This window comes from Pseudoalteromonas sp. GutCa3 (assembly GCF_002836155.1).
Taxonomy (GTDB): Bacteria; Pseudomonadota; Gammaproteobacteria; order Enterobacterales; family Alteromonadaceae; genus Pseudoalteromonas; species Pseudoalteromonas arctica.
Genome location: NZ_PJBK01000022.1, coordinates 91,639 through 117,010, shown reverse-complemented (window position 1 = coordinate 117,010; position 25,372 = coordinate 91,639). Strand labels below are relative to the sequence as shown.

The 25,372-nt window shown below is 39.6% G+C and carries 29 protein-coding genes; 8 read left to right on the top strand and 21 right to left on the bottom strand.

Features of this window, described 5'->3' with window-relative positions:
* Positions 1-120: 120 nt before the first annotated feature.
* From CXF64_RS20740 to CXF64_RS03945, 12 genes are all read right to left on the bottom strand, one after another.
* Positions 121-417 carry a YcxB family protein gene (locus tag CXF64_RS20740; RefSeq protein WP_133120261.1) on the bottom strand — a complete coding sequence of 99 codons (297 nt, stop codon included), beginning with the start codon at positions 415-417 and terminating at the stop codon, positions 121-123.
* A 521-nt stretch (positions 418-938) separates the two neighbouring features.
* Positions 939-1,235 (bottom strand): hypothetical protein, encoded by a 297-nt coding sequence (locus CXF64_RS04000; protein WP_101216348.1) that lies wholly within the window; start codon positions 1,233-1,235, stop codon positions 939-941.
* Between the two features lie 24 nt (positions 1,236-1,259).
* A complete protein-coding gene (locus CXF64_RS03995) occupies positions 1,260-1,547 on the bottom strand; it encodes a hypothetical protein (protein WP_024591959.1) in 288 nt (95 codons plus the stop codon).
* Between the two features lie 99 nt (positions 1,548-1,646).
* On the bottom strand, positions 1,647-2,159 hold the full coding sequence (locus CXF64_RS03990; protein WP_024591960.1) for a hypothetical protein: 513 nt from the start codon (positions 2,157-2,159) through the stop codon (positions 1,647-1,649).
* Between the two features lie 109 nt (positions 2,160-2,268).
* On the bottom strand, positions 2,269-2,616 hold the full coding sequence (locus CXF64_RS03985; protein WP_024591961.1) for a hypothetical protein: 348 nt from the start codon (positions 2,614-2,616) through the stop codon (positions 2,269-2,271).
* 217 nt (positions 2,617-2,833) lie between these two features.
* Positions 2,834-3,295 (bottom strand): hypothetical protein, encoded by a 462-nt coding sequence (locus CXF64_RS03980; protein WP_024591962.1) that lies wholly within the window; start codon positions 3,293-3,295, stop codon positions 2,834-2,836.
* A gap of 320 nt (positions 3,296-3,615) precedes the next feature.
* On the bottom strand, positions 3,616-4,038 hold the full coding sequence (locus tag CXF64_RS03975) for a hypothetical protein (RefSeq protein WP_024591963.1): 423 nt from the start codon (positions 4,036-4,038) through the stop codon (positions 3,616-3,618).
* 78 nt (positions 4,039-4,116) lie between these two features.
* Positions 4,117-4,515, bottom strand: a complete 399-nt coding sequence (locus tag CXF64_RS03970) for a hypothetical protein (RefSeq protein WP_024591964.1) — start codon at positions 4,513-4,515, stop codon at positions 4,117-4,119.
* 66 nt (positions 4,516-4,581) lie between these two features.
* Positions 4,582-4,764: a hypothetical protein gene (locus CXF64_RS03965; RefSeq protein ID WP_024591965.1), complete on the bottom strand. Its 183-nt coding sequence runs from the start codon at positions 4,762-4,764 to the stop codon at positions 4,582-4,584.
* 120 nt (positions 4,765-4,884) lie between these two features.
* Positions 4,885-5,136: a hypothetical protein gene (locus tag CXF64_RS03960; RefSeq protein ID WP_024591966.1), complete on the bottom strand. Its 252-nt coding sequence runs from the start codon at positions 5,134-5,136 to the stop codon at positions 4,885-4,887.
* Between the two features lie 507 nt (positions 5,137-5,643).
* Positions 5,644-5,895, bottom strand: coding sequence for a Rho-binding antiterminator (locus CXF64_RS03950; protein WP_024591967.1), 252 nt, complete (start codon positions 5,893-5,895; stop codon positions 5,644-5,646).
* Between the two features lie 10 nt (positions 5,896-5,905).
* Entirely contained in the window at positions 5,906-6,745 is an 840-nt protein-coding gene (locus CXF64_RS03945; RefSeq protein ID WP_101216347.1) for a DUF417 family protein, read from the bottom strand.
* Positions 6,746-7,031: 286 nt separating this feature from the next.
* Between CXF64_RS03945 and CXF64_RS03940 the strand changes: the two genes are divergently transcribed.
* Complete coding sequence (locus tag CXF64_RS03940) at positions 7,032-8,498, top strand: DASS family sodium-coupled anion symporter (RefSeq protein WP_010553576.1); 1,467 nt, start codon at positions 7,032-7,034, stop codon at positions 8,496-8,498.
* Between the two features lie 350 nt (positions 8,499-8,848).
* Entirely contained in the window at positions 8,849-9,193 is a 345-nt protein-coding gene (locus CXF64_RS03930; protein ID WP_101216346.1) for a GNAT family N-acetyltransferase, read from the top strand.
* Between the two features lie 2 nt (positions 9,194-9,195).
* Here the strand turns inward: CXF64_RS03930 and CXF64_RS03925 are convergent, their stop codons facing one another.
* The 9 genes from CXF64_RS03925 to CXF64_RS03885 all read right to left on the bottom strand — a co-directional run bounded on the left by CXF64_RS03925 (position 9,196) and on the right by CXF64_RS03885 (position 18,261).
* Positions 9,196-9,831: a trimeric intracellular cation channel family protein gene (locus tag CXF64_RS03925; RefSeq protein WP_004334621.1), complete on the bottom strand. Its 636-nt coding sequence runs from the start codon at positions 9,829-9,831 to the stop codon at positions 9,196-9,198.
* 257 nt (positions 9,832-10,088) lie between these two features.
* Entirely contained in the window at positions 10,089-10,328 is a 240-nt protein-coding gene (locus tag CXF64_RS03920; RefSeq protein WP_101216345.1) for a hypothetical protein, read from the bottom strand.
* Positions 10,329-10,577: 249 nt separating this feature from the next.
* Positions 10,578-11,174 carry an RDD family protein gene (locus CXF64_RS03915; protein WP_101216344.1) on the bottom strand — a complete coding sequence of 199 codons (597 nt, stop codon included), beginning with the start codon at positions 11,172-11,174 and terminating at the stop codon, positions 10,578-10,580.
* 139 nt (positions 11,175-11,313) lie between these two features.
* Positions 11,314-12,048: a DUF5020 family protein gene (locus CXF64_RS03910; RefSeq protein WP_076924303.1), complete on the bottom strand. Its 735-nt coding sequence runs from the start codon at positions 12,046-12,048 to the stop codon at positions 11,314-11,316.
* A gap of 29 nt (positions 12,049-12,077) precedes the next feature.
* Positions 12,078-13,454 carry a uracil-xanthine permease family protein gene (locus CXF64_RS03905; protein WP_101216343.1) on the bottom strand — a complete coding sequence of 459 codons (1,377 nt, stop codon included), beginning with the start codon at positions 13,452-13,454 and terminating at the stop codon, positions 12,078-12,080.
* Between the two features lie 77 nt (positions 13,455-13,531).
* Positions 13,532-14,599 (bottom strand): BMP family ABC transporter substrate-binding protein, encoded by a 1,068-nt coding sequence (locus tag CXF64_RS03900; protein WP_101216342.1) that lies wholly within the window; start codon positions 14,597-14,599, stop codon positions 13,532-13,534.
* Positions 14,600-14,671: 72 nt separating this feature from the next.
* Entirely contained in the window at positions 14,672-15,598 is a 927-nt protein-coding gene (locus CXF64_RS03895; RefSeq protein ID WP_024600002.1) for an ABC transporter permease, read from the bottom strand.
* A 3-nt stretch (positions 15,599-15,601) separates the two neighbouring features.
* Positions 15,602-16,705, bottom strand: a complete 1,104-nt coding sequence (locus CXF64_RS03890) for an ABC transporter permease (protein ID WP_101216341.1) — start codon at positions 16,703-16,705, stop codon at positions 15,602-15,604.
* The gene (locus CXF64_RS03885) at positions 16,702-18,261 is read right to left on the bottom strand and encodes an ABC transporter ATP-binding protein (protein WP_101216340.1); all 1,560 of its coding nucleotides are present in this window, start codon (positions 18,259-18,261) and stop codon (positions 16,702-16,704) included. The genes CXF64_RS03890 and CXF64_RS03885 overlap by 4 nt, the downstream gene beginning before the upstream one ends.
* A gap of 198 nt (positions 18,262-18,459) precedes the next feature.
* Between CXF64_RS03885 and xdhA the strand changes: the two genes are divergently transcribed.
* Genes xdhA through guaD form a run of 6 tightly spaced genes read left to right on the top strand, consistent with a single transcriptional unit; the run spans position 18,460 to position 25,367 of the window.
* Entirely contained in the window at positions 18,460-19,959 is a 1,500-nt protein-coding gene (xdhA, locus tag CXF64_RS03880) for a xanthine dehydrogenase small subunit (RefSeq protein ID WP_101216339.1), read from the top strand.
* Complete coding sequence (gene xdhB, locus CXF64_RS03875) at positions 19,946-22,285, top strand: xanthine dehydrogenase molybdopterin binding subunit (protein ID WP_101216338.1); 2,340 nt, start codon at positions 19,946-19,948, stop codon at positions 22,283-22,285. Before xdhA ends, xdhB begins: the two co-directional genes overlap by 14 nt.
* Positions 22,278-23,168, top strand: a complete 891-nt coding sequence (xdhC, locus tag CXF64_RS03870) for a xanthine dehydrogenase accessory protein XdhC (protein ID WP_101216337.1) — start codon at positions 22,278-22,280, stop codon at positions 23,166-23,168. Before xdhB ends, xdhC begins: the two co-directional genes overlap by 8 nt.
* Positions 23,165-23,665, top strand: coding sequence for a 2-oxo-4-hydroxy-4-carboxy-5-ureidoimidazoline decarboxylase (gene uraD / locus CXF64_RS03865; RefSeq protein ID WP_101216336.1), 501 nt, complete (start codon positions 23,165-23,167; stop codon positions 23,663-23,665). Before xdhC ends, uraD begins: the two co-directional genes overlap by 4 nt.
* Positions 23,662-24,000: a hydroxyisourate hydrolase gene (gene uraH, locus CXF64_RS03860; protein ID WP_101216335.1), complete on the top strand. Its 339-nt coding sequence runs from the start codon at positions 23,662-23,664 to the stop codon at positions 23,998-24,000. The genes uraD and uraH overlap by 4 nt, the downstream gene beginning before the upstream one ends.
* 2 nt (positions 24,001-24,002) lie before the next feature.
* The gene (gene guaD / locus CXF64_RS03855; RefSeq protein WP_101216334.1) at positions 24,003-25,367 is read left to right on the top strand and encodes a guanine deaminase; all 1,365 of its coding nucleotides are present in this window, start codon (positions 24,003-24,005) and stop codon (positions 25,365-25,367) included.
* The last annotated feature ends 5 nt before the right edge of the window (positions 25,368-25,372 follow it).

Below are 25,372 nucleotides of genomic sequence, written 5' to 3'. Positions count from 1 at the left end.
AAAAGTGAAGGGTAAGCCTATATAGAACTCTGGTATTTAAATCGATAAGGATTACATTTAGGTGTTGAAAAACAAAGAGGCTCACCACTTTTAAAATTTGCAATTAATAGCTAAATTTGACTAGTCGTCCACCTCAGGGCGTGTTGTTACGTGTTTGTTCATCGTAGCTAAAAGATCTTCTTTACATTTATCAGGTTTCAACGACTCAGGGTTGAAAATTATGGCAAGTACTTTATCAACATATACATAGATTGAACCATTAACTTCTTCGATATGCTCTACAACATCCCAGTCATAAAAGTTATAACCATATTGGTGGATTTCTTTTATACCATCAGCGCTTATTTCAAACTCTTTAGGACCAATCATTATTCCAATTTCATTTGGTGTAAAACATTGTGCAATTTTCACTTCCATAAATTTACTGAGAGCGACGTAAATAAAAAATAAAATGGATAATGTGAAAACAGAAAAGAACAACTTATTTTCTATTCCGCCAGACTGAAACTGAAAGAAGGACATAAAACTAAAAGTTAGCACCAACCAAAGACACACATTTTTAAGCATGGGTATCCATGTATAGGATTTCAACACCTTAGATGCTGTGTGAGCGTAAAAAGCGTCATAGTCGGCTTTAGATGTTTTAATTTTAAGATTCAAAAGATTCTCCATAATCTGAGATACGTATAATTAGCCTGTAGATTAACTCGTTTTTTATTTTTTATTGATAAACAAACCATAGCTGAGTTCCTATCAACTTAAAATCAATTTACCCATGCATTTATTGACCGTAATATTCCGCTTTTTATTTTAAAGAGAATCAGGCTTAATAAAGCCAAGTTGTTTACCATTCTATAATTGATAATTTCCGTAACGGTTAGAATAAGGTCACCCTAACTGCCCTTCATCATTAGTCATTTAAAACGCCTTTAACTGTATTATTTTTTAAGACGTTTTTTAATGACCTTTTGCTCGCAATAAAGCCCGATAAAACCACCAACAGCAATTGAAGCCACAACCAAAAACCAATATAAAGGGCTGTTAGATGCCTGAATACCCGAAATATAAAGGTATAAGTTGAACGGGATAATAAAAAATAAGCTACCTAATACTTTAATGAATTCCCTAAAAAGCTCTGTATCAGACTTTGCTTTGTCGATATGAGAGTTAATAGTTTCATTTGATATCTCATTTAGCTCTGGGTATGTATTTTGTAACCAATTTAAATAATTCAATTATGCATCCTTGTATTTTTATATCTAGTGCTGCCTTAAATAGGCAAAATATATTTGTAAAAATAAGTATTGTGGCAGCAAAGCGAACTGCTTTTTGTTCTTGGTTAATTTATTGCTAACTTCATACTTAGCTTTACCTTGATTTGCACGTAAACCTGCAAAATAGGTTATCGCAGCTATAGGTAAGCAAATAAAACCGTATGCTTTAAAGCTTTCTAAAAAACCACTTTTCTCGCTTATAATGCCACCAAATAAAACCCCAAGAATGGTAGGCAATAAAATAGCTGCAGCTGCGTATATAAATTTTTTCATTCTTAAATCCTTTTATGATTAGTAATTTTGTTTGTAATGATGTCCACCAAGAGCAAAATGTATTTTTATCTTATTTTAATTATTCTTATTGGCTACTGGTTAAATAGCCTTCCGCATTTTATTTAATAACTCGTAGCATGCTTTATACAACAGTATTTCCATGTCTTCGTTATGATACAAAGGACCCCAACGAAAAAAACCTCTTAAGCCAAATTTTTTAGCAATAAATTGACGCCACGTAACAGATTTAGAAACGCTGAACGTTTTAATCGTCTTGTTGTGTTTAATGTTATACAAGCGCGACACTAATTTAACTTTTGGTCGCCAAAATAGCGGAATAACAGCTGTATCAAAATCTATAGTGAATGCATCACCACCATGCAAAGTAACTATAACAACATCTAAACCAATATCTGATTTTTTAGGCTCTTTAATAGACGAAATACTGTGAAGACAAAAAATATCTTCAAGCTTCTTGTGCATATGATCTTGTAGGGAATCGCCCGTTATATAAAAAAACGACTCTATTTTAGAAAAATGGCTGTTATTAGCCACAGCTAACGACCCTAAATAAACATTGGGTTTTTCAGAGCTAAACCAATCGAATAGCAAATTCAAATTCCTTTTTTACTTATGCCCAATAAATAGGCCGTAAGGTTGTTATCTAAGGTTAGGGTGAAAAAGCAAAAACCAGCTGTTTTTGCTCTGCTTTACGATTTGTTTATTTACGCTCAACTATTTTACGACGTAATTGAATACCAAGTAATGTCCCTAATAAAACAGCAATAACATGCAGCAAAGCCGAAACCAAATATACTAAAGCCTCCATTGATATCTCTAACAAAATGTATAGTAAGGCACCGACACTTAGATTAATAAACCAATAAACCGCCGAAACTAAAAAGGCTTGTTTATAGGGACCCACTGTTTGCTTATAGCCTAAGTAACAATACACGATTAAAGGGGTTACAAATCCGAGGACGTAATAAGTAAAAGCTAATGAGGTACTTTGAGTCATCTCATCAAAGCCAACAATCTTTGTTGCTATTGTTGATAAAGCAACTAGCAATAAATACAACCCTACTGAAAAGAGTATAATCCTAGAGTATTTCACGATAATCCTTTAGTAATACAACGAGGCTGTAGAATAGCTCTAACAGCCAGATTTAATTAAAAGAAGTAATTCTAAAATCTCAACGCCTCAATTTAACGGCGACAAATAGCTAGTTAAAATAAGCTAGGTACGAACAAAAAAGCTAACTATTAGAAGTCCATTTAAGCAACTATTAGAGTTCAGTAGCTTGTATATATTTACAGCATTCTCTTAACAAGGTCTCTGCGGCCTCTTTGTTAGATGGATCGTGTTTACTCGAACCAAGTTCAACACCCATTGCCGTATAAACACTGCTATTTAATTGTAAATATTTAGTTTGATTAGGTGCAATTATTAGCTGTTTTGTATTACTCCACACTCCTGTGAGTGGGCTCCAGCTAATTTTTAAATCATAATTACCCGCCGGTAATTTTATGTAAGAGAAAGTATTGTTTGGTAGTGCTACAATTTTTTTATCATTTATACTTACACGCATATCTGATGCTGCTGGTGGGGTAAGCAACCTATGGAATACTAAAACACTTAGCTCTTCATTTGGTTGAGGTAGCTGTACCTGGTCAAAAGTTAAAGCATCTCTTGGGGCTGAAGCACAACCACTTAAAAATAATAGTAAGAAAAAATATATATAACGCATAAACACCTATCAGATTTGAATTATAACGAGCCTGTAGATTAACTCGTTTTTTATTTGTTTTTATTGATAAACAAACCATAGCTGAGTTCCTATTTTGGTTCAATCTTTTACTGTATTTCACGTGGAGTATAAAAAGAGTTAGCTGTTGTTTTAATTGGCGTTTTGGAAGCTATTACGGAAAAGTTTAGTGTGGTTTGGCTTTTTACTCTTTCTTTCATTGTAGTTCAGCTTTTTGCGTGACGCACCGTCACAAATAAAACCTAACCAACTGATATAAAATATTATTTATGTAAAGTTAGAATGAATTTCATCCTAACTCTTTAGCTTTTATTTAACTCTATTTTTGAAACGAAAAATACAATACCAGCAACAAGACCTACTATAGAAAATAAAAACAATTGTAAAAAGCTATATCCATAACCTATTAACGTAATTGAACCATTTTCGACCAATACCTTACCATTAATAATTGAGCTATCTAAACCTGAAGGGAAAACAAAAAAGAAAGAAACTAAGCAAGTAGATATAACTGAAGATTTGAGCACTGTATTTAGCGAATAATCACAACTTTTAGTGATAAATTTATAAATGGGAAATGCTGTTACTGGAACCAAAATTAGAACAACTATTAACGTACAAATAAATATACCAAAAGGAATAATAGTAAATTTCATTTCAATTGCCATTGGCGCTAAAAATGCAACAACTAAAGAGGCTAAAATAAAGCTAAATATTGTTCTCAACTCGAAACCTTCTTAGAAAGCTAACGCCTGCAATAACCGATTTGTGGCGCTCTTGTACTAATCCGGTTAATGGTTTTGTTATATAGCGTCACCGTCAAGTCCAAATTTTTTCCTGTTTAAAACTAGCGCTGCCAGCACAGTTACTCCTAGCACTGTACCAACAGGGAACATGAAGAGTAACAATGTTGAATATATTATTAGTGCCCAAAAAAGCCACTCAGTTCGATAGTTTAAGCCCACAACGGAAAATGTTAAAAAGCAAAGCGCAACTAAAAATAAGATGAACCCTGTTACTGTAGACAAAGCTGTTGATGACATTTCTTCTTGTGGTATTTTAGGTTCATTATTTCCAAACAGCGTTATCTCTTGAAATGAAGAGGACATAATTAAATACGAATCAACAATTCCCCAAAGTGGTGCCCAGAAAAGCAATAATCCCAAAACTGCGACGTATTTCCCTATAGTTTCCTTGTTCATCATCTCTTCTCACGTAGTGACATAACGCTTCATTAAGAAGCGAGTTTAGACTTGTTATATGTTTATTTACTCAACTATTTCTTTACCGAACTTATCCATTTTGCAATCACATTTTGGGCAAGTCCAGCCACCCCACATTAATTGCTGAATATTTTCGGGTATACGTAAAGCTGGCATTTTCTCATCGCACTTTGGACAGTAAACCTTATCTAAATTGATAGCCATTTTTGAACGTTCTGAATTCGACATGAACAACTTCCTTATTAAATTAAACTCTAAACTTGAAAAATATAACGCCCCAAGCAGGGGATTTTGTGAGCGCTTTTCAGCGAGTAAAATTCCCGCTGGCTTGGCTTGCTATATGCCATATTAATCACCGCCAGCTGTATAATCATGTGATGACCTAATATTTGGACCTTTACTCTTAGTAAACGGATCATCTTGACTCCGATGAAAGATCCATAAAGCTAGCGCCCCTACAAATGGTATGAGCCATACAATAAATATTTGCGCACCTTTTTGAAAGGTTTCCAAATCATCACGGCGCACCAAAAATATAGAAACAACTATATTGAGTAGCATCGCAATACCTACGACTAAGTACCAAATTTCAAATTCCATTTAAAAACTCCCTTGGCATATAACAACTTATCGAACACCACTTTGGGAGGTTATAACACTCCAAAACGGCGTATATTACAGTGTTCAATAATTCCACTAAACGACCTTAATGTAAACAAGTTATTAATAATGTTATAAAAATACCTTTGTTATTTTTCACCAAAACGGTGTTTAATAATGCTATTGGACAAAACAAAAATAGAGCTTTATTTATGTAGCTACCTTTACAACCATAAATAACATACGTACGAATACCAAACGCTACACAAAAGCTTATTGAGGCTTACTTATACAGGTTTAGCATTGTTATACGCTTTAATAGTTGGCGTTTAGCCTTATCTGGTGGAAAAACTCGATTATAAAACAGAGGTAAAAGTAATAGGAAAATTTTGGCTTTGTGCATTTAGCACATATGAGCTAAAGCATTGGCCAAATAAAGCGAGCCTTAACATATTAATGATACAGGCTCGCTGAGGTGCTTATGATTAAAACGAATGAGTGAGGTATTTACTTTACATCAAAGTTCACGTGGTCAAAGTATGGATTTCTCTCACGCGCTTTAAGTACACTAATTGTAGTGAGCACAATGAGTTGCAGCTCGCTATTTACGTTGACAACTATGCATTCGTCTCTATTAGCACTGCGTTTTGTGTCAGTTGCTACGCCACATACACCATCACCATTTTTTAATATAAGCTCAATGCTTAAATGGTGCATACAGGCAATTTCGATGTAGTCGTATTGGTTGCAACTGATCATGACGTCCTCTTTATTTAGCCGGTTTAAAAATCATTAAAAAAGCAATAACAACAAGGTTGGCTATATACCAAAGATCTTTAATTACAAACTGCCCTAAGCGCTCCAATAAAGTGGAAGAACTAAATGCATCGGTTGCGGTAATTAAGAATGTTTGGGTCATCATAAATACGCTTAAACATGCTAAGCCACTTACAATAATTAGCTTTTTATTATTTAAAAATAGCCCTAATCCCAATAACACAACAAATAATACATCAAACCCGCCAATCACGTTAGATGCACCTTGTACGCTAAATACCGTGTATAACCATGACATAAACGGTGAGGTTTCTACTAAACTTACAATGCCTTTTGCTTCAAACTCATAAAACTTCATGCCGCCAATCCACAATAAAACCATGGCAACCGGTATAAAGTTTAAAAGTACGTGTTGTTTGTCGGTAAGTTTGTCTTTATAAAATAAAAACAAATACAAAGGCACTACAGCAAAGTATTTAATTATGCCCTGCCCACTACCAATGATTGGAAAGCCGCCAAGTTGAGCCATCCAACGGTTACTGGCAAACAAGGTAAGTAATGCTACTAAACTTATAATTGCTGCAAGTAAAAGTGCTGGCGTAGGTTTCATTAGCTTAAGGTGAGCGAGCACGGTGGCAAACGCTAAAGCAACCATAAATGAGCCACTAATCAAACCTAATGCAGATACAGACATTAGCGAATCAACGCCATAAAAACTAAACGTAGCCGTTAACGTATTAGGGTTTGCTCCTAGCGCAAACGATAAGCCAAGTAACAAAAAGCTACTCGCTAATAAAAAAGTAATCACGTTGTTGGTTAATTTTAAGTTCATTGTATTTCCAAGTATTCGTTAAGACTTACAAAGACCTTGCTAGTCGATAAAACAATTCAAGCTAACTCTTAAAAATATAAGAGTTGATTAAGCACAACGTAAGCTCTCATAGGGTAATGTAATCAATCACTTTAGTTTATGGTTTATTACCTCTTTATTAATAAAATTAAATAAGTCTAATATTCATATGATGTGCGTCATTTTTTTTATTATAAAATGAAGTAGAATAACGTCGCCTTTTCAATACACAGAATGCATGCATTTCTAAAACTTAGGGACATTTTTAATGAAGGGTACTGATATTCGAGTTACCTCTGGACTGATTTCTATAGCCATTGTTTTACTACTTTGGTTTGCTGTACCGCCCCCGCAAGGTGTTACCGAAAACGCATGGCATTTGTTAGCTTTATTTATTGGTACTGTTGTTGCCATTATTGGTAAAGCAATGCCAATCGGCGCCATTGCTATTTTAGCTATTACCTCTGTTGCGTTAACTGGCGTAACTAATGACAGCCCATCTGGCGCTATTAAAGATGCATTAAGTGGCTTTTCTAATTCATTAATTTGGTTGATTGGTATTGCTATTATTATTTCTCGGGGTTTAGCTAAAACTGGTTTGGGAAATCGTATTGGCTATAATTTTATTTCTCTTTTTGGTAAAAAAACAGTTGGTATTGGTTACGCACTCGCACTTTCTGAACTTGTTATAGCGCCTGTAACGCCAAGTAATACCGCGCGAGGCGGCGCTATTATTCACCCAATAATGAAGTCGATAGCAACAAGCTTTGGCTCGTCCCCTGAGGAGGGTACATCTCGTAAAATTGGGCACTACCTTGCTTTAGTGAGCTACCATATAAACCCTATTACATCAGCTATGTTTATTACGGCGACTGCGCCAAACCCTCTAATTGTAAAGCTGATTGCTGATGCTACCGGTGCAAATATCAGTATTACTTGGAGTACATGGGCGCTGGCAGCGCTTGTTCCTGGTTTGCTATGTATTGCCCTTGTGCCTTTGGTTGTTTATGCCATTTACCCACCTGAAGTTAAAAGTACGCCCGACGCTAAAAAATATGCAGAATCTAAATTAACTGAAATGGGCCCAATGAGTTACGGCGAAAAAATAATGGTGGGTGTTTTTGCTATGCTGCTTGTTTTATGGGCCGGCGTACCCGCAATGATTTTAGGGGCTGACTACGCGGTTAACACAACCGCAGTGGCTTTTTTAGGTTTGTCGGTTTTATTAGTGACTGGTGTATTAAGCTGGGACGATGTACTTAAAGAAAAGTCTGCGTGGGATACCGTTGTTTGGTTTTCAGCATTAGTAATGATGGCCACTTTTTTAAATAAACTAGGTTTGGTAACGTGGTTTTCAACACTTGTTGAGAGCAATATTGCGCAACTGGGCTTTGACTGGATTGTATCGGCCATTATATTGGTAGCTGTGTATTTTTACGCTCATTACTTTTTTGCCAGTACCACAGCACATATTACTGCTATGTTTGCCGCATTTTACGCCGCAGGTTTGGCGCTTGGCGCTCCGCCTTTATTTTTAGGTTTACTGTTAGCTGGCGCTTCATCACTGATGATGTCGTTAACGCATTACGCAACAGGCACCTCTCCCATAGTGTTTGGCTCAGGCTATGTATCGTTAAAAGACTGGTGGGTAATGGGCCTTATAATGAGCGTTATTAATTTAAGTGTATGGGGAATTATTGGCGGGCTTTGGTGGAAAGCACTTGGGTATTGGTAGTATTGCCTTTGTTAGCTTGGCTTACACATTTAATACTGCGCACTTATTTTGGTTCGTTCTACAAATATAAACATTAAGGCTGTTGCAAGGGAGCACTATGGTTTTTAAATTTATAAAGGCAGCATATTCAGACCGAGACTACTTATTAAGCCTCAGAAAACTGACTATGGTTGAACACTTAGAAAATGCCGGGTTATTTTTAATACCAATTCGCTTAATTAAGTGATCTATTTTGAGGCTGGAAAAACGTGTTGATAGCTAGGCAAAAAATTCGCTATTTAGTTGTTCTAAATGAGCATTTTTTAACGCAGGTAGCGACACGTTTAGCCCCGCAAAATGATTAAGTATTATTGCGGATTGGTATAACTGAGCAACAGCATGTTTTAAGGCTTGATGACCAATATGACTGCTCCCATCTTATAGTTATAAATGAGGTACCAATTGGTACTTTAAAATACCAAACGCACGCTCAATACGTTGAAATAATGCAATTACAAATACATCCACTGCATCAAAATAAAGGGTATGGGAAAGCGGTTATTGAACAAGTTATTACAAGTGCGCAGTCAAAACCGATTAAACTCACAGTACTTAAAAACAACCCAGCATTAGGACTTTATAAGCGGCTGGGTTTTACTATAACGGGTGAGGATAATTACGAGTACTACATGCAAACGCGGGCTACTCGTAGCTAAGATTAGTCGCTTTGATCTCTGAAGTCTTTTTTTCTGAAAATAGTTAAATGCCAACCCCAATGCAAAGAGCCTAATCTTAAAAAAATAGTCGTGAAAAATGAGCCTAAAATACACCAAATGTAATCTACATTAAGGCTAAATAAAGCAGCATAAACTGCACCACCCGCTAAACACGCAGAGGCGTAAGGTTCGCTGCGCATAACAGTTGGTACCTCACGGCAAATTACGTCACGTATTAAACCACCAAATATACCTGTAGTAATGCCCATGGTAATTGCGACCACCATGCCAGAGCCATTAATGAGTGCTTTTTCTATCCCCATAATATTAAATAGCGCCATACCAACAGCGTCTACTAATAAAAAGTAGTAATTATTAACACGCGGTAAGTATCGAATAAATGCAATTGTTGCTATAACAGCCCCATAGGTTGAATATAAATACTCCGGGGTAGCAATCCAAAATACCGGTTTGTTTAAAAGTATATCTCTGAGGGTACCGCCCCCTAATGCTGTAACGGTTGCAACCACTACGACGCCAAAACCACTAATGTTTTTTTCATACCCAAGCAATGCCCCTGCAACAGCAAAAAATGCAACACCGAGTAACCCTAGTACCATAAAGTATTCAGCAGTCATGGTAATTCCTTTTTAAAATTTATAAGGAGTTGTATCAACTTACGTGCCAAAAAAACGAGTGAATACAAATAAATTTATAATTTAAGCAATTGAAATTTATAAACTTATTATATGTATTAAAAAACATTAGCTATGTGATATTTAGAGAAGGCTTAACAAGAGTAATTATTTTAATTATGAGTAGTTTTTACACGTTAAAGTACAGAGGGATTTTGTTACAGAGTTGCAGTCGAGCACTTTTAAATCTTAAGCAAAATTTAAATGAGCAATAAAGCTATTACCAATATCACAAAAATAATAGGCAATATTGTATGTTGCCAGTTTTGCTCTTTATTTTGATTATAGAGTGTTTGCATTGAGCTTTTATCATTGTTAGTAAAACTATGCTGGCACTGCTTACAGCTTTGGGCTTTTATGCTCACCCAAGTACCACATTTAATACATGCGTAACGCCTTGCCAGTTTATCAAACTCGTTTGTTTTTATAAACATTCTCATGTATCACCTCATTGATTTTCGCTGCGGTAAGAAAACCAATGAATAATATATATGTTGAGTAACAAATTAAAGAAGCCGCTAGTGCTAAAATTAGCTGTGTGTTGTTTTTCATAATCATCCTTGGTTACTAGTCAAAAAACAATCGGTAAGGTTTATTAATTATATTACCAATTTAGTGAAATACGCCATTTTGTAACTTTTGCTAATCAAACTTAAATCCGGGCAAAGCTGCCATAATTAATATCCTGATTAATCTACATAACTCACTTTTGTTCCCGCTAAATGATCATGTAAACATCGTTTATCTTTTCCAAATATAAATAATGGATTAACAAAACCAGCTATAAACTGACCTACCGAAGGGACTAGTGATAATAGTTGCATAGAAAGCATGCGTTTAAAGTAAATTGTAGTAAAGCTTGCTTGTGTACCGTCTAAATTTTCAATACGGATAGACATTAAAGATTTACCAATTGTTTGTCCGCGTTGGTACATAAGGTAACCATGAAGCACTAACGTGCTTAATATGCCATAACCTAGCAAACCTCCAGATAAAGTAAGTGTTGGTTGGCTTAAATTATCAAACCCTACGAGCATGAATACAGGAATAAAACAAACAACACCTAAAATGCCATCAACAATAGCAGCCACTAGCCTATCTGAGCGCGTTGCTTTTTCTCCTGCTAGTTTTGATACAACATTTTCAGATGGGCTCTGTGCTTCTCGCGTTTTAATTAAGTCGTCTATTTCTTTTGCTCGATCTGGGTAGGCTTCGCGATCTATAGCTCTCGCTGATGAGTAAAGCTCATCTAAAGTGTAGGTAGAAAAGTCTATTTCAGAGTCCATGAAAACAAAATCCATATAGTGTTATTAAAAAGTAATTTAACACAACTAATTTAAGCCATTCAATTATTTAAGATTATCAAATAAAAAAGCTACTAAAAAGTAGCCTTTAATTATTAATTAAATACCATTCAATTAGCTGTTAAAAATGCCATTTAACCAACAGGTTTGGGTTGTGCTCTGTTTGACCATCTACACCAAATTTATTTTTCCAATAAACATACTCAATACCCACATCAAGGCGGCCTGTATCTAAGCCGAGCATAGGTGCAATATTGTATTTAATCTGTGAGGTAAAGTTAAAGCCACCTTCACTTTTACCAAACATTGTGTCGGTGCTATCTACAATATCTAAAAAGCCATCGTATCTAAAGTTACCTTTGTTATAGCCCCATGTGACTGTTATTTGGTTATTATCTTCACGCTCTATACCTATTTCATCTTGAAAACGACGATAATAAGCCACATTAAAATACTGAAAGCCAGGTACATCAAGTGATACACCGCCCCCTAATAAATAGTTATTTTGATTCGTATCTCCCGAGCCATACTCTGTTTGTAGGCCTAAAAACACCTCTTTAACAAAGCTATCTTGCGGCTTGTAAAGAGTAGGGTTTATGTTTAGCTCCCCATACACTTCATCGGGATTACTTAGTCTATCCATAAAAAAGAACGTACTGCCCCAAGTATGGCCCGATGCATGCTCAATGGTTACCACACTTCTGTCGTCTTCCTCCCCTGAAAATGGCTCTAGGTAGTCGGCTCCTGTCATTGCGGTAATACTAAAATCAGACCAAAGCTCTTTAGCCGATACACCTGTAGAGCACATTGTAATTGCAGTTACGAACGCTATATTTTTTATTATTTTGATTTTCATTGTTAATCCCTTTAATGATTTTTATTAGTTTAGTTAAGATGATCTGTACTTGCTGAGTAATTCTCTGGTAGTACCAACGTCATTATTATTGCGGTGATACCCGATACCGTCACTGCACTTCCAAATATGGCAGTAACCAACTTAGGTGCGTTTGTAAACAACTCTGGTACAAAACTAACACCTAGCCCTAGTCCCAAACTCACCGCAATAATAAGTAAACTTCTGCGATTTATTTTTTCGCTGGCTAGTATTTTGACCCCTGCGGCTGCTACGGTGCCAAACATTACAAGCGTTGCACCGCCCAAAACGGGTTTAGGTATATTTTGTAATACAGCGCCAATCACAGGAAATAAACCAAGGATGATTAAAATACCGCCGATCCACAGGCCTATGTACCTGCTGGCAACACCTGTTAGCTGAATAACCCCGTTGTTTTGACTAAAAGTAGTATTTGGAAAAGTGTTAAATAAGGCCGCAATCATCGAGTTAACGCCATCACCTAAAATACCACCGCGTATGCGTGCTAAGTAAGTAGGCCCTCTAACAGGTAACTTAGAAACAGCACAATTGGCAGTAATATCGCCTGTCGATTCAATTGCTGTTATAAGGTATAAAAAGCCAAAGGCTATCAGTGCACCAAAATCAACATTAAAACCGTACTTAAACGGTATTGGCATGGCGATTAAATCAAACTCGCCGACTTCAAATTTGGCTATTCCTAATATAACAGCCAGTATCCAACCTACTATCATGGCTACAACCACGGCAGTTAGCCTTACCCATTGGTTTTTACTTGCATTAAACAGCACCACTAAAGCAACAACCGAAAAACCAACAATTAGGTTACTTGGTGAGGCAAACTCGTCAGGCTTATTAGTTAATAGCCACTGGCCGCCGCCTATGTCGGTCATACCCACTTTTATAAGGTAGACGCCTATAGTGGTAATAACCACGCCGGTAACAACAGGCTTAATTACTTTGCCGAGTTTTTCTATAAAAAAACTAATAAATATCTCTACAAAGGCCGCTAAAAAACACACAGCAAAAATAGTAGCGAGTACTTCATCGTTATTGCCACCCGTAGCTTTAACAGTAAAGCCTGTGGCCAAAATAGTGCCTAAAAAAGCAAAACTGGTGCCTTGCACACATATAAGTCCAGAACCAACAGGCCCTACTCTGCGCGCTTGTATAAACGTACCAACACCCGATACAAACAACGCCATACTAATTAAATATGGTATTTCAGCAGCTAGGCCAAGCACCCCACCAATAATAAGTGTGGGTGTAATAATGCCTACAAAGCTTGCGAGTACGTGCTGTAGTGCAGCAAAAAATGATTCAGTTAGCCCTGGTTTATCATCTACCGCGTAAATTATGTCTTCTGAAATAGCTTCTTGGTTTGACATGGTCAATATCCTTTTAGCGCTTAAACTTGGGCAAGGTATTAACGCCCTGCCCTATTTAAATTCAAATACGTCTGCGTTTATTTAAGCTGCCCTTCTACGCCTTCAACGTAAAAGTCCATGCCGAGTAAGGTTTTATCATCAATAGTCTGCCCAGCTGTTGTAACCAGCTCACCTTGCTGATTTTTTATAGGGCCAGTAAATGGATGAAATTCACCTTTACCAATTTTCTCTGAAATAGCATTTACTTCACTTACTACATCACTTGGAATGTCTTTACTTAGCGGCGCTAAGCGAGTCATCCCTGAGCCTATCCCTTTCCATATATCTTGCGATTGCCATTTATCGTCAAGTACTTGCTGTACGCGCTCTGCATAAAATTCATCCCAGTGATGAACCGCTGCCGTTAAATGTGCTTTTTTACCGTACCCGCTCATATCTGAGTGGTAGCCAATAGCGTAAATACCAGCGGCTTCAGCTGCTTGCAATGGTGCAGGTGAATCAGTATGTTGAGTTATAATATCAACGCCTTGATCTATAAGGCTATCGGCAGCTTCGCGCTCTTTACCCGGATCAAACCAGCTATTAACCCACACTACTTTTACTTTTGCATTAGGCTTTACTGAGCGCAGGCCAAGCGTAAATGCATTTATACCGCGTATTACCTCCGGAATAGGAAACGCAGCAATATAACCAATGCTGTCGGTTTTACTCATGTGCCCTGCAATAACACCTGTTAGGTAGCGTCCTTCGTAAATGCGATCAAAGTAAGTGCTTACGTTTTTTGCGCGTTTATAGCCTGTAGCATGCTCAAACTTTACATTAGGAAACCGTTTAGCCACTTTAAGTGTTGGGTTCATGTAGCCAAACGACGTTGTAAATATTAGATCGTGCCCGCTTTTGGCTAGTTGCGTAATAACACGCTCAGCATCGGCTCCTTCTGGTACGCTTTCAACAAAAGTAGTTTCTATTTTGTCGCCAAATTTGTCTTCTAGGTACTGCCGGCTTACATCGTGTGTATACGTCCAACCGGCCTCACCAATTGGACTTACATATACAAAGCCTACTTTTACGTTATCTTTTGCAGTAGCTGATGCGCTTATGCACAAGCTCAATGCAACCCCGAGTGTTGTTATAAGTTTTTTCATTGTTATTCTCCGTGTTATATTTTTAATATCCTGTTGAAGCAGGTGATTTACCTTATTGATTTTGTAATTAATTTAATGACCCTTGTGCCAAGGTTTACCTAGCCACATGGGTTCGTACATTTTTAGCTTTTGCTTATTTTTACTGAGCATAATCAGTACAATAAGTGTTGCACCATAAGGCAGCATGGCTAATAAGTTAGAATCAACCGCTAAACCGAACGCTTGTGCAACTAAGTGCATAATGCTGGCAAAGCCAAATAAATAAGCGCCAAGCATTACGCGCTCAATACGCCAGCTTGCAAATACCACGAGCGCAAGGGCTATCCAACCTCGCCCTGCCGTCATGTTTTGAGTCCAAAGTGGTGTATAAGCCAACGACAAGTAAGCGCCCGCAATACCAGCCAGTGCGCCGCCAAACATAACGGCTAAATAACGTGTACGCATTACAGGTAAACCTAAGTTATTACCCACACTTGGGTTTTCACCAATAGCCCGTACTGCAAGCCCTGCTCTGTGGTATTTAAAAAACAAATACGCACCAAGCACTAAACTCCAACTTAAATACACAATGGCGTCTTGCGAAAATAGCGCTTTGCCTAATACCGGAATATGCTCAAACCCTGCAATTGCTAAAGTAGGTAACGCGTTAATGGTTTTTCCTTCATAGTCGGCACCTAAAAATGCCGAAAGGCCAGTACCAAAAATAGTCAGCGCCAAACCTGCAGCCACTTGGCTAGCATTTAAATTAAGCGCTACAAAAGCGAAAATAAGTGAGGCCATAACACCAACCAAAGCTGCTACCGTAAAACCAATAAATAGGTTGTCGCATTGGTACATGGTTATAAACCCTGCCACCGCGCCTAAAAGCATCATGCCTTCTTGCCCTAAATTTAAGGTGCCGCTTTTTTCGCATACCATTTCACCCAGCGCCACCAGCAATAAGGGGGTGCCTGTACGAATAGTGGCGTATAAAATATTAGTAATTACATCTAAATCCATAATTTAAGACTCCTGTGCAATATGTATTGGCTGCGCTTTTTGTTGTTTAAATGGCAGCGAAAATCTAAGGCGATAAGTAATAAGCACATCGCACGAGAGTAAATAAAACAGCATTAACCCCTGAAAAATACCGGTAATGGCGTTTGGTAAACCCATGTTAATTTGCGCAAGCTCACCTCCCATATAAATAAGCCCCATTAGTAGGCCCGCAAACGTAATTCCTACTGGGTGCAATCGCCCTAAAAAAGCAACAATAATGGCGGCATAGCCATAACCAGGTGATATTTGTGGAACCAGCTGTCCAATAGGCCCTGCTACTTCGCCCGCACCAGCAAGCCCCGCTAAGCCACCGCTAATAACTAACACTCCCGTAATTAATAATGCTCGCTTGTAACCCGCCATTTTGGCCGCGGATGCATCAAGCCCAAGTACTTGTATTTGAAAGCCTATAAAGGTTTTACTAATAAACACCCATGTGGCGCATAGCGCTAATAACGCAAACGCCAGGCCTAAGTGCAATCGAGTACCGTCGAATAAAACAGGCAATAGCGTGCTATCGCCAAACAATGCACTTTCAGGAAAGTTATAACCGTGAGGATCTTTGAGTGACCCATGAACAGCCCACAGCAATACATTTACTGCTATGTAGTTGAGCATTATGGTGACTAAAATTTCATTGGTGTTTAAACGCAGCTTCATAAAAGCAGCAAGCCCCGCCCACAACATGCCACCAGCAATACCAGCGAGTAATGTAAGTGGCATTGCAAAAGCACTTGTTGAATCAACAAAGTTAACGGCTACAGCACTTGCACATACACCACCAATAAGCAGTTGCCCTTCTGCGCCTATATTCCAAACCGATGCTCTATAACAAAGCGCTAAGCCATAGGCGCATAGCAAAATAGGAATGGTCATTACAAGTAGCTCAGTTACACCATACCAATCGGCAACAGGTGCTATAAGCAATGTATACAAGGCATTTAAAGGATCATGCCCTAATAAGGCAAACACCACGTAACCGGTTATTAATGTTAGTAAAATAGCTAAAACAGGAGAGAGATAACTCCAAGCTGGTGAGCGTTCAACACGTGGTTCTAACTTAATCATGCGAGTGCCCCTTGTGGTGTGTGTACTTTAGGCTGGTTATTAAAAACATCGCTAAAGTCGCCAGCCATCCACTGCCCTAACTGCACAAGCGGTACGGTATCGGTATTTAAAATGGGAGACAGTTTGCCATCACAAATTGCGCCAATACGGTCGCAAATTTTATAAAGTTCGTCTAAATCTTCTGAAATAACGAGTACCGCACACCCTTCGTCGCGAAGCTTTAAAATAGCTTCATGTATCGCCACTTGTGCGCCTATATCTACACCCCAAGTAGGGTGCGACATAACGAGTAGTTTTGGGCTTTGCTCTACCTCGCGACCAATAATAAATTTTTGTAAATTACCACCTGAAAGGCTAGCTGCATGAGTGCGAAAACTTGGCGTTTTAACCTTGTATTTTGTAATGATTTTATTAGCAAGCTCAGTAATTTTTTGTTTTACTAAAAAGCCATTTTTAACCAGCCCATTATCAAAACTAGTAAGCAGTGCATTTTGTGCTAAATCCATAGTGGGCACAGCTCCTCGCCCAAGCCTATCCTCTGGCACACATGCAAGCCCAAGGCGGCGCCTTTTTAGCGGGCACAGTGCATCAACTACGGTATTTTTAAATTTAATGGCGCTACTACTAGCTTGAATTTGCTCCCCCGAAAGCACTTTTAATAACTCTTCTTGTCCGTTGCCAGCAACACCCGCAATCCCCACTATTTCGCCTTGCTGTACTGCAAAGTTAATGTTTTTAAGGGGTGTTTCAAATAATGCTTGTGCGGCGGTGGTTAGATTATTAACGGTTAAAAAATCCGCAGTACCCAAAGCTCTGCGAGTTTGGTTACTAATTGGCGTGTTGTCGCCTACCATCAGCCTAGCAATTGACTCACTAGTTTCGTTTTTAGGAATACAATGCCCGCTTACTTTCCCGCCTCTCAAAATGGTCGCACTGTCACATAACTCAATCACTTCGTGCAGTTTATGGCTAATAAACAGCACAGAGCAGCCTTCTTTTTTAAGTGACTTTAGGGTTTTAAATAATGCATCGACTTCTTGTGGAGTCAGTACTGAAGTGGGTTCGTCTAAAATAAGTAACTGAATATCTAATAATAAGCATCTAACAATTTCTACTCGTTGGCGCTCGCCAGTTGAAAGTGTTGATACCAGTCTATGGGGGTCTAATGGCATACCATAACGTGTTGATGTTTTTGTAATTCGACCCGCAAGCGTGCTGCTATGCCCTGCTAAATCACCTAACGCTAGTTCAATATTTTGGGCGACCGTAAGTGTTTCAAATAACGAAAAATGCTGAAAGACCATTCCAATGCCTAAATCACGCGCATCAGCAGGGTCTTTTATATTCATTATACGGCCATTAAAAAACATGTCCCCTTGGTCAGGTTTAACCACACCATAAAGCATTTTCATTAATGTGCTTTTACCTGCACCGTTTTCACCTAATAAGGCATGCACTTCACCATGCTTAATTTTTAAGGTTACGTCATTATTGGCTATACATCCGGGATACTGCTTTGTCATTCCCTGCATAGTAAGGCGGTATTTATTATTCATTATTAGGGCCTATTTGTACTTAATGAGCAATTTAGCCTACTCAAAACATCAACTGACCAACCGGTCAACAATGGCATGGTAACTGCAATATACTTACCAAGATGAAAAAGTATTTTTCTTACCCGTGCGCAAACAACAAGAAAAAACATACGCCAAGCCTTTATGTATCAGGGCTTTATAAAAATTAAGGGGGTCTGTGTGATTCAATTTTTATTAAATAACACGCCAATTGAAGTACAAGAATGTTCGCCAAGTCTCACCATTTTGGACTGGCTTCGCACCAAAAAAGGGAAAGTGGGCACCAAAGAAGGATGTGCAACTGGCGACTGTGGTGCGTGCACAATTTTAGTGGGTGAAGAGCGTATAAATGCAAACGGGCAAACTAGTTGGCAATACAAAACAATGAACAGCTGTTTATTGTTATTAGGTAATGCGCATGCAAAACATATAGTAACGGTAGAGGCTGTGACTACTGGCTTATACCCAAACTTAACCGATTTACACCCCGTACAACGTGCACTAGTGGAGTGCCATGGTTCGCAATGTGGTTTTTGCACGCCCGGTATAATAATGAGTTTGTTGGCTCTTTATATTAATGAGCCAACGTACCCTGGTAAAAAAGCGGTTATTCATGCACTTGGCGGTAACTTATGCCGTTGTACAGGTTATAACCCTATATTACTTGCAGCCGAAAAAGCCTATAGCTATGAACGTAAAGCTGAACCGTACTCAGCAATGGCCGCCCAATTTAAAGGATCACTTAATACGCAATATGATGACGATATTCCATTTTTAAAAAATGGTCCTCGCAAATTTTACTTACCACAAACTGCCCAACAACTTGTTGAGCTAAAAGCGCTTTATCCTTATGCACATTTAGTTGCTGGTGGCACCGACTTTGCCATTGAGCTTAGCCAAAACATGCTCTTACCGGATGTAATTATCTCCCTTAGCCAAGTAAAGGATCTTTGCACCTTGGCAGATAATAACGGTGAGTTACACATAGGTGCAGCGCTACCTTATAGCCAATTTGTTGAGGCATTTTATAACCATTACCCAGAGTCAAAAGAGCTATTTGAACGCTTAGGATCAAGCCAAGTACGTAACAGCGGCACACTAGGTGGCAGCATAGGGAATGCCTCTCCGATTGGCGATCCCGCTCCACTTTTAATCGCTCTTAATGCATCAATGGATTTATTAAGCAGCGCTGGTTCGCGCACTATTAAAGTTGCCGACTACTTTATTGATTACAAAAAAACAGTTCTTAAAAGCGATGAAGTAATTAGTAAGTTCACCATCCCAAAGCGCCCAGAGTCGCTAAAACTGGCCTGTCATAAAATATCAAAACGCTTTGAAGACGATATATCTACCGTGTGTTTGGTGCTTGCTATAGAGCATTCACAAAACATGATTACTCAAGCCCGCTGCGCTATGGGCGGTATGGCAGCTATTCCTAAGCGCGCGCAGCATATTGAGCAAAAGCTGGTATCTCAATCATTACAAGTAAGTAGTTTTATAGACGCAGCAACGGCTATTAACGATGACTTTACGCCCATGAGCGATGTAAGAAGCAGTGGGCATTATCGCATTACGGTAAGCAAAAACTTATTACAACGCATTGGTATTGAGTTTTGTGAGCCGCAAGCACGCAACAATAACAACATTGCCATTACGAGGATCTCACATGCGTCACTTTGAAATGGATAAACTAAAAGCCCAAGGTGGTAGCGTTGGGCAATCTAAATATCACGAAAGCGCTATTAAACAAGTTTGTGGCAGTGCAAATTTTGCCGACGATAACCCTGAGCCTTACGGCTGCCTGCATGCCTACCCAGTGCTCGCCCCTGTTACAAGCGGCTTTATTAAATCAATTGATACAAGTCTCGCACTGGCAGTTAAAGGCGTTAAACGTATTTTATCGGCCGAAGATGTACCCGGTAAGCTTGATATTGGCCCGGTATTTCCTGGTGATGTATTACTCACTAGTCATGAAATTCAATACCACGGACAACCTGTGCTGGTAGTAGTTGCCGACACCTATGAAATAGCGCGCCGCGCTGCACGTTTGGTGGTTATAGAGTGCGAGCAAACTACGCCCATACTTGATATTAAAGAAGCCATTAGCAAAGAGCACTGGGTGAGGCCGCCCCATTCACTTAACCGTGGTAACAGCGAACAAGCCATTAATAACGCAGCCCACCAGCTTAAAGGCGAAATAAACATAGGCGGGCAAGAACACTTTTATTTAGAAGGCCAAATAGCGCTGGCGCAACCTGATAACGACGGGGGCATTCATGTTCAGTGCTCTACGCAACACCCTACTGAGGTGCAGCATTTAGTTGCTAAAATTTTAAAAAAGCCATTTAGCTTTGTAAACGTAGAAACCCGCCGTATGGGCGGTGCTTTTGGCGGCAAAGAAACCCAAGGCGCGCCATGGGCATGCCTTGCAGCGCTAGCGGTTTACCACCTTGGCTGCGCAGTAAAAATGCGCCTAGCCCGCAGCGACGATTTTAAGTTAACCGGTAAACGCCACCCTTTTTATAATCAATACCATGTTGGTTTTGACGAAAATGGTTTAATAAAAGGTGCCGACATTACCGTAAATGGGTTTTGTGGCTACTCGCCAGATTTATCGGATGCAATTGTAGACCGCGCCATGTTTCATGCCGATAACGCCTACTACTACCCAGCCGCCACAATTAAGGGTAATCGCTGTAAAGTAAATACCGTAAGCCATACCGCATTTAGAGGATTTGGTGGCCCGCAAGGAATGATTATGGGCGAGCTAATAATGGACGATATAGCAGCCAAATTAGGTAAAGATCCGCTTGAGATCAGAAAACTCAATTTATACAGAAAAGGCCGCGATACCACGCCGTATCATCAAACCGTAGAGCAACATATTTTAAAAGATATGATAAACCAGCTTGAAGAGTCAGGTGACTACTGGGCACGTAAAAATGCTATTAAAGCATTTAATGCCACATCGCCTATTATAAAAAAAGGCCTTGCAATGACGCCGGTTAAATACGGTATTTCGTTTACGGTACAACACTTAAATCAAGCTGGTGCATTAGTACATGTATATAGCGATGGCTCTATACATTTAAACCACGGCGGCACCGAAATGGGCCAAGGACTAAACACCAAAATTGCGCAAATTGTGGCCCACGGCTTTGGGGTCGATTTTAACGCGGTAAGTATTAGTGCTACGCGTACCGACAAGGTACCAAACACCTCGCCAACAGCGGCTTCAAGCGGTACCGACTTAAACGGTATGGCAGCCCTTAATGCAGTAAACACAATAAAAGAGCGCTTAATAAACTTTATTACCGAGCACTTTGAAGTAAACAGCCAAAGTATTACATTTAAAGATAACCTCATTACTTTTAGTAAAGGGGAAATTAGCTTTAGCGAACTTGCGAATCTTGCTTACATGAATCGTATATCGCTTTCATCTACCGGTTATTACGCCACACCAAAAATTCATTACGATAGAGCCAAAGGCGAAGGCCGCCCATTTTTTTACTACGCTCACGGCGTAGCACTCAGCGAAGTAGAAGTAGATACGCTAACTGGCGAAAACACGGTAACCCGCGTTGACATACTGCACGATGTAGGCAGCTCAATTAACCCAGCACTTGATATAGGCCAAATTGAAGGCGCCTTTGTACAAGGTATGGGCTGGCTTACCACCGAAGACTTACAATGGAATGATAAAGGCCAGCTTGCAAGCTTTGGTCCTGCTAACTACAAAATACCAGCCATTGGCGATACACCCGCCGAATTTAACGTCAATCTCTATAATTCAGCAAATCCAGAAACCACCGTATTTAGATCAAAAGCCGTAGGCGAGCCGCCATTTATGTTGGCCTTTAGTGTATGGAGCGCTATTCGTAATGCAATAAGCAGTGTGGCTGATTACAAATACACAGCCCCACTGGATACACCCGCAACCCCAGAGCGAGTATTGAGTGCAATTGAGCAAACCGCTAGCTGGTTTAAGGAGCATCAACATGACTAATTTAAATGAGTCGTTTCAGGGTTTTCATACGCAAAACTGGGCGCAGGCTATAAACGAGCACGAACAAAGCGGCACTAATTATGTAATTGCCACGGTACTTGGCACAAATGGCTCAACCCCTCGCGGCACAGGCTCTAAAATGGTAATAAGCGGCGAGCATATTTACGACACTCTTGGCGGTGGCCACCTTGAATACGTAGTAATAGAAAAAGCCCGCGAACTACTTGCCAAAGGCGAAGCCGCCCAAGTAATTGAGCAATTTAACCTAGGTGCAAATTTAGGCCAGTGCTGCGGCGGGGCTGCCACCGTTATGCTTGAATGCATGCAATGCGAGCGCTTTACTTTAGATATTTACGGCGCAGGCCACGTAGCACAAGCGCTTATTGGTATATTGGCACAACTGCCTATTCGCATACGCTGGATAGATAGCCGCGCAGATGTATTCCCACAGGCTATGCCAACTAATGTAGTAAAAGTGGTTGATGAAGAGCCAACAGAACAAGTAAAGCGTGCGCCTAAAGCTAATAACTACTTAATACTTACCCATAACCACCAGCTCGACTTTGCACTCACCCAAGCCATTATTAAACGCGCTGATGCCAATTGGCTGGGCGTTATTGGCTCTGACACTAAAGCAAAACGTTTTAAACAACGCCTAGCACATCGCGATTTTACAGCCGATCAAATACAGCAAATGACCTGCCCTGTTGGGCTAAAAAATATTACGGGCAAATTACCAATGGAAGTGGCTATTTCGATTAGTGGACAGCTAATTGCCCTTTATCAGGCTATGCAAACCCAAGCGCCAAAACGCCAAGGCTTGCAGTGGCGCACACTAAAAAATGCCTTAATTAGCACCACGCAGGAGGAAGTAGGCGCATGAGTAGCTTACAAATAAATACGCTAAATGATGCACAAGCAAAACAAGCACTTGAGCATTGCTGCGCGGCCCCTAACTGGGTGGCAGCCATGGTAAAAGCAATGCCATTTAAAAGTGCTCAACAGCTGTTTGAATGCGCAAAAAGCATATGGGATAGCCTTAGCGAGAGCGACTATTTAGCTGCCTTTGAAGGCCACCCGCAAATAGGTGACTTATCAACCCTTAGCAAAAAATACGCTGCTACCGCACAAAAAGCGGGGCATGAGCAATCGGGTATGAGCAAAGCAAACGAAGCCGTACTTACCAAAATGATCGTTCTTAATAAAGAGTACCTGAGCAAGTTTGGCTTTATTTTTATTGTGTGCGCCACCGGTAAAACGGCCGAACAAATGCTTGAACTCATAGAGCAGCGCATACACAACACCCGCAGTACAGAGCTTAATATAGCCGCGGGCGAACAAGCCAAAATAACAAAAATAAGATTGGAGTCACTGCTATGAACAAAAGCCCTATAACCACCCATATACTCGATACCAGCACCGGAGAACCAGCAGCAAACGTTACTGTTAAGCTATTTAAACTTACAAATAACGAATGGGTACAACTAACCCAAGGCACAACCGATACCGATGGGCGAATTACCGACTGGCTAAATACAGAAGTAGAATTTGCAACCTATAAGCTAGTATTTGATTTAGATAGCTACTACCAAAATCAACCTACCCCTGCGTTTTACCCAGAGGCGAAAATAACGTTTAGATTACAAGATACTAAACATCATCATATCCCATTGTTGCTTAGCCCGTTTGGCTACTCTACATACAGAGGTAGCTAATAATGAGCACGCAAAACAATAATAACTTAACAGTAGTTTGTGCCGATATACTCGACTTTATTGACGACCCTGCCATTGCTGGCGAAAGCGCCCATCGTTTTTTTGAAAAAGGCGCATTAGTTATCAAGCACGGCAAAGTAGTTAAACTTGGTTACGAGCAAGACATACTGCCAACAATTGATAAATCAGCGCGTGTTATCCGCCACGATGGCAAACTGGTTATGCCTGGTATGATTGACACCCACATACACTTACCACAAACCGAAATGGTGGGGGCGTACGGCGAGCAACTGCTAAGTTGGTTAACCGAGTATGCGTTTCCGACAGAGAAAAAATTCACTTGTAAGCATTATTCAAAAGAGATCTCTAATCGCTTTTTAGACGAGCTACTGCGTAATGGCACAACCACTGCCCTTGTATTTGGCACTGTGCACCCGCAATCGGTTGATGCGTTTTTTAAAGAATCACAAAAACGCAATTTACGGATGATTGCCGGTAAAGTAATGATGGATCGTAACTGCCCTGACGACTTATCTGATTGCGCGCAAACAAGCTATGACGAATCCAAAGCCCTAATAAAAAAATGGCACAATGTTGACAGGCTAAGCTACGCAGTTACACCACGTTTTGCCCCCACATCAACCCCTGAGCAATTACAAAAATGCACTCAGTTACTTGAAGAATACCCAGACACCTACCTGCACACTCATCTATCTGAAAACAAAGACGAGTGCGAATGGGTTAAAGGGTTATTTCCAGAAGCCGAGGATTACTTAGGCGTGTACGAGCAAGCTAAAATGGTACGTAAACGCTCGGTATTTGCCCATAGCATTCATTTATCTGAGCGCGAGCTTTGCTGTCTTGCAGATAACAATGCGGCTATATCGCACTGTCCTACCTCAAACCTGTTTTTAGGCTCAGGACTTTTAAATTTAAAAGCCTGTGAAGAGCACGGCATAAACGTAGGCATGGGTACCGATGTAGGCGCAGGAACAAGCTTTTCTATGCTACAAACAGGTAACGAAGCTTACAAAATCCAACAGTTACAAGGTCAAAAGTTTTCAGCATTTAAAGGGCTGTATTTAGCAACACTCGGCGGTGCTAGAGCGCTCGATTTAGAAGGAACAATTGGTAATTTTGAAGCCGGCTGTGAAGCCGATTTTATTGTAATGGATTGTTCGGCAACTTCGTTTTTAAAATTTAGAATACAACATGCCAAAACCCTACATGAAAAACTATTTGCAATGATGATGTTAGGCGACGACCGCTGCGTTGAGCAAACCTACATTATGGGTAAAAGTGTGTATAAGCGCGATGATAACAATCAATTTTCAGACACCCGCTCACCGGTATTAGAAGAGGCTTAACCGTT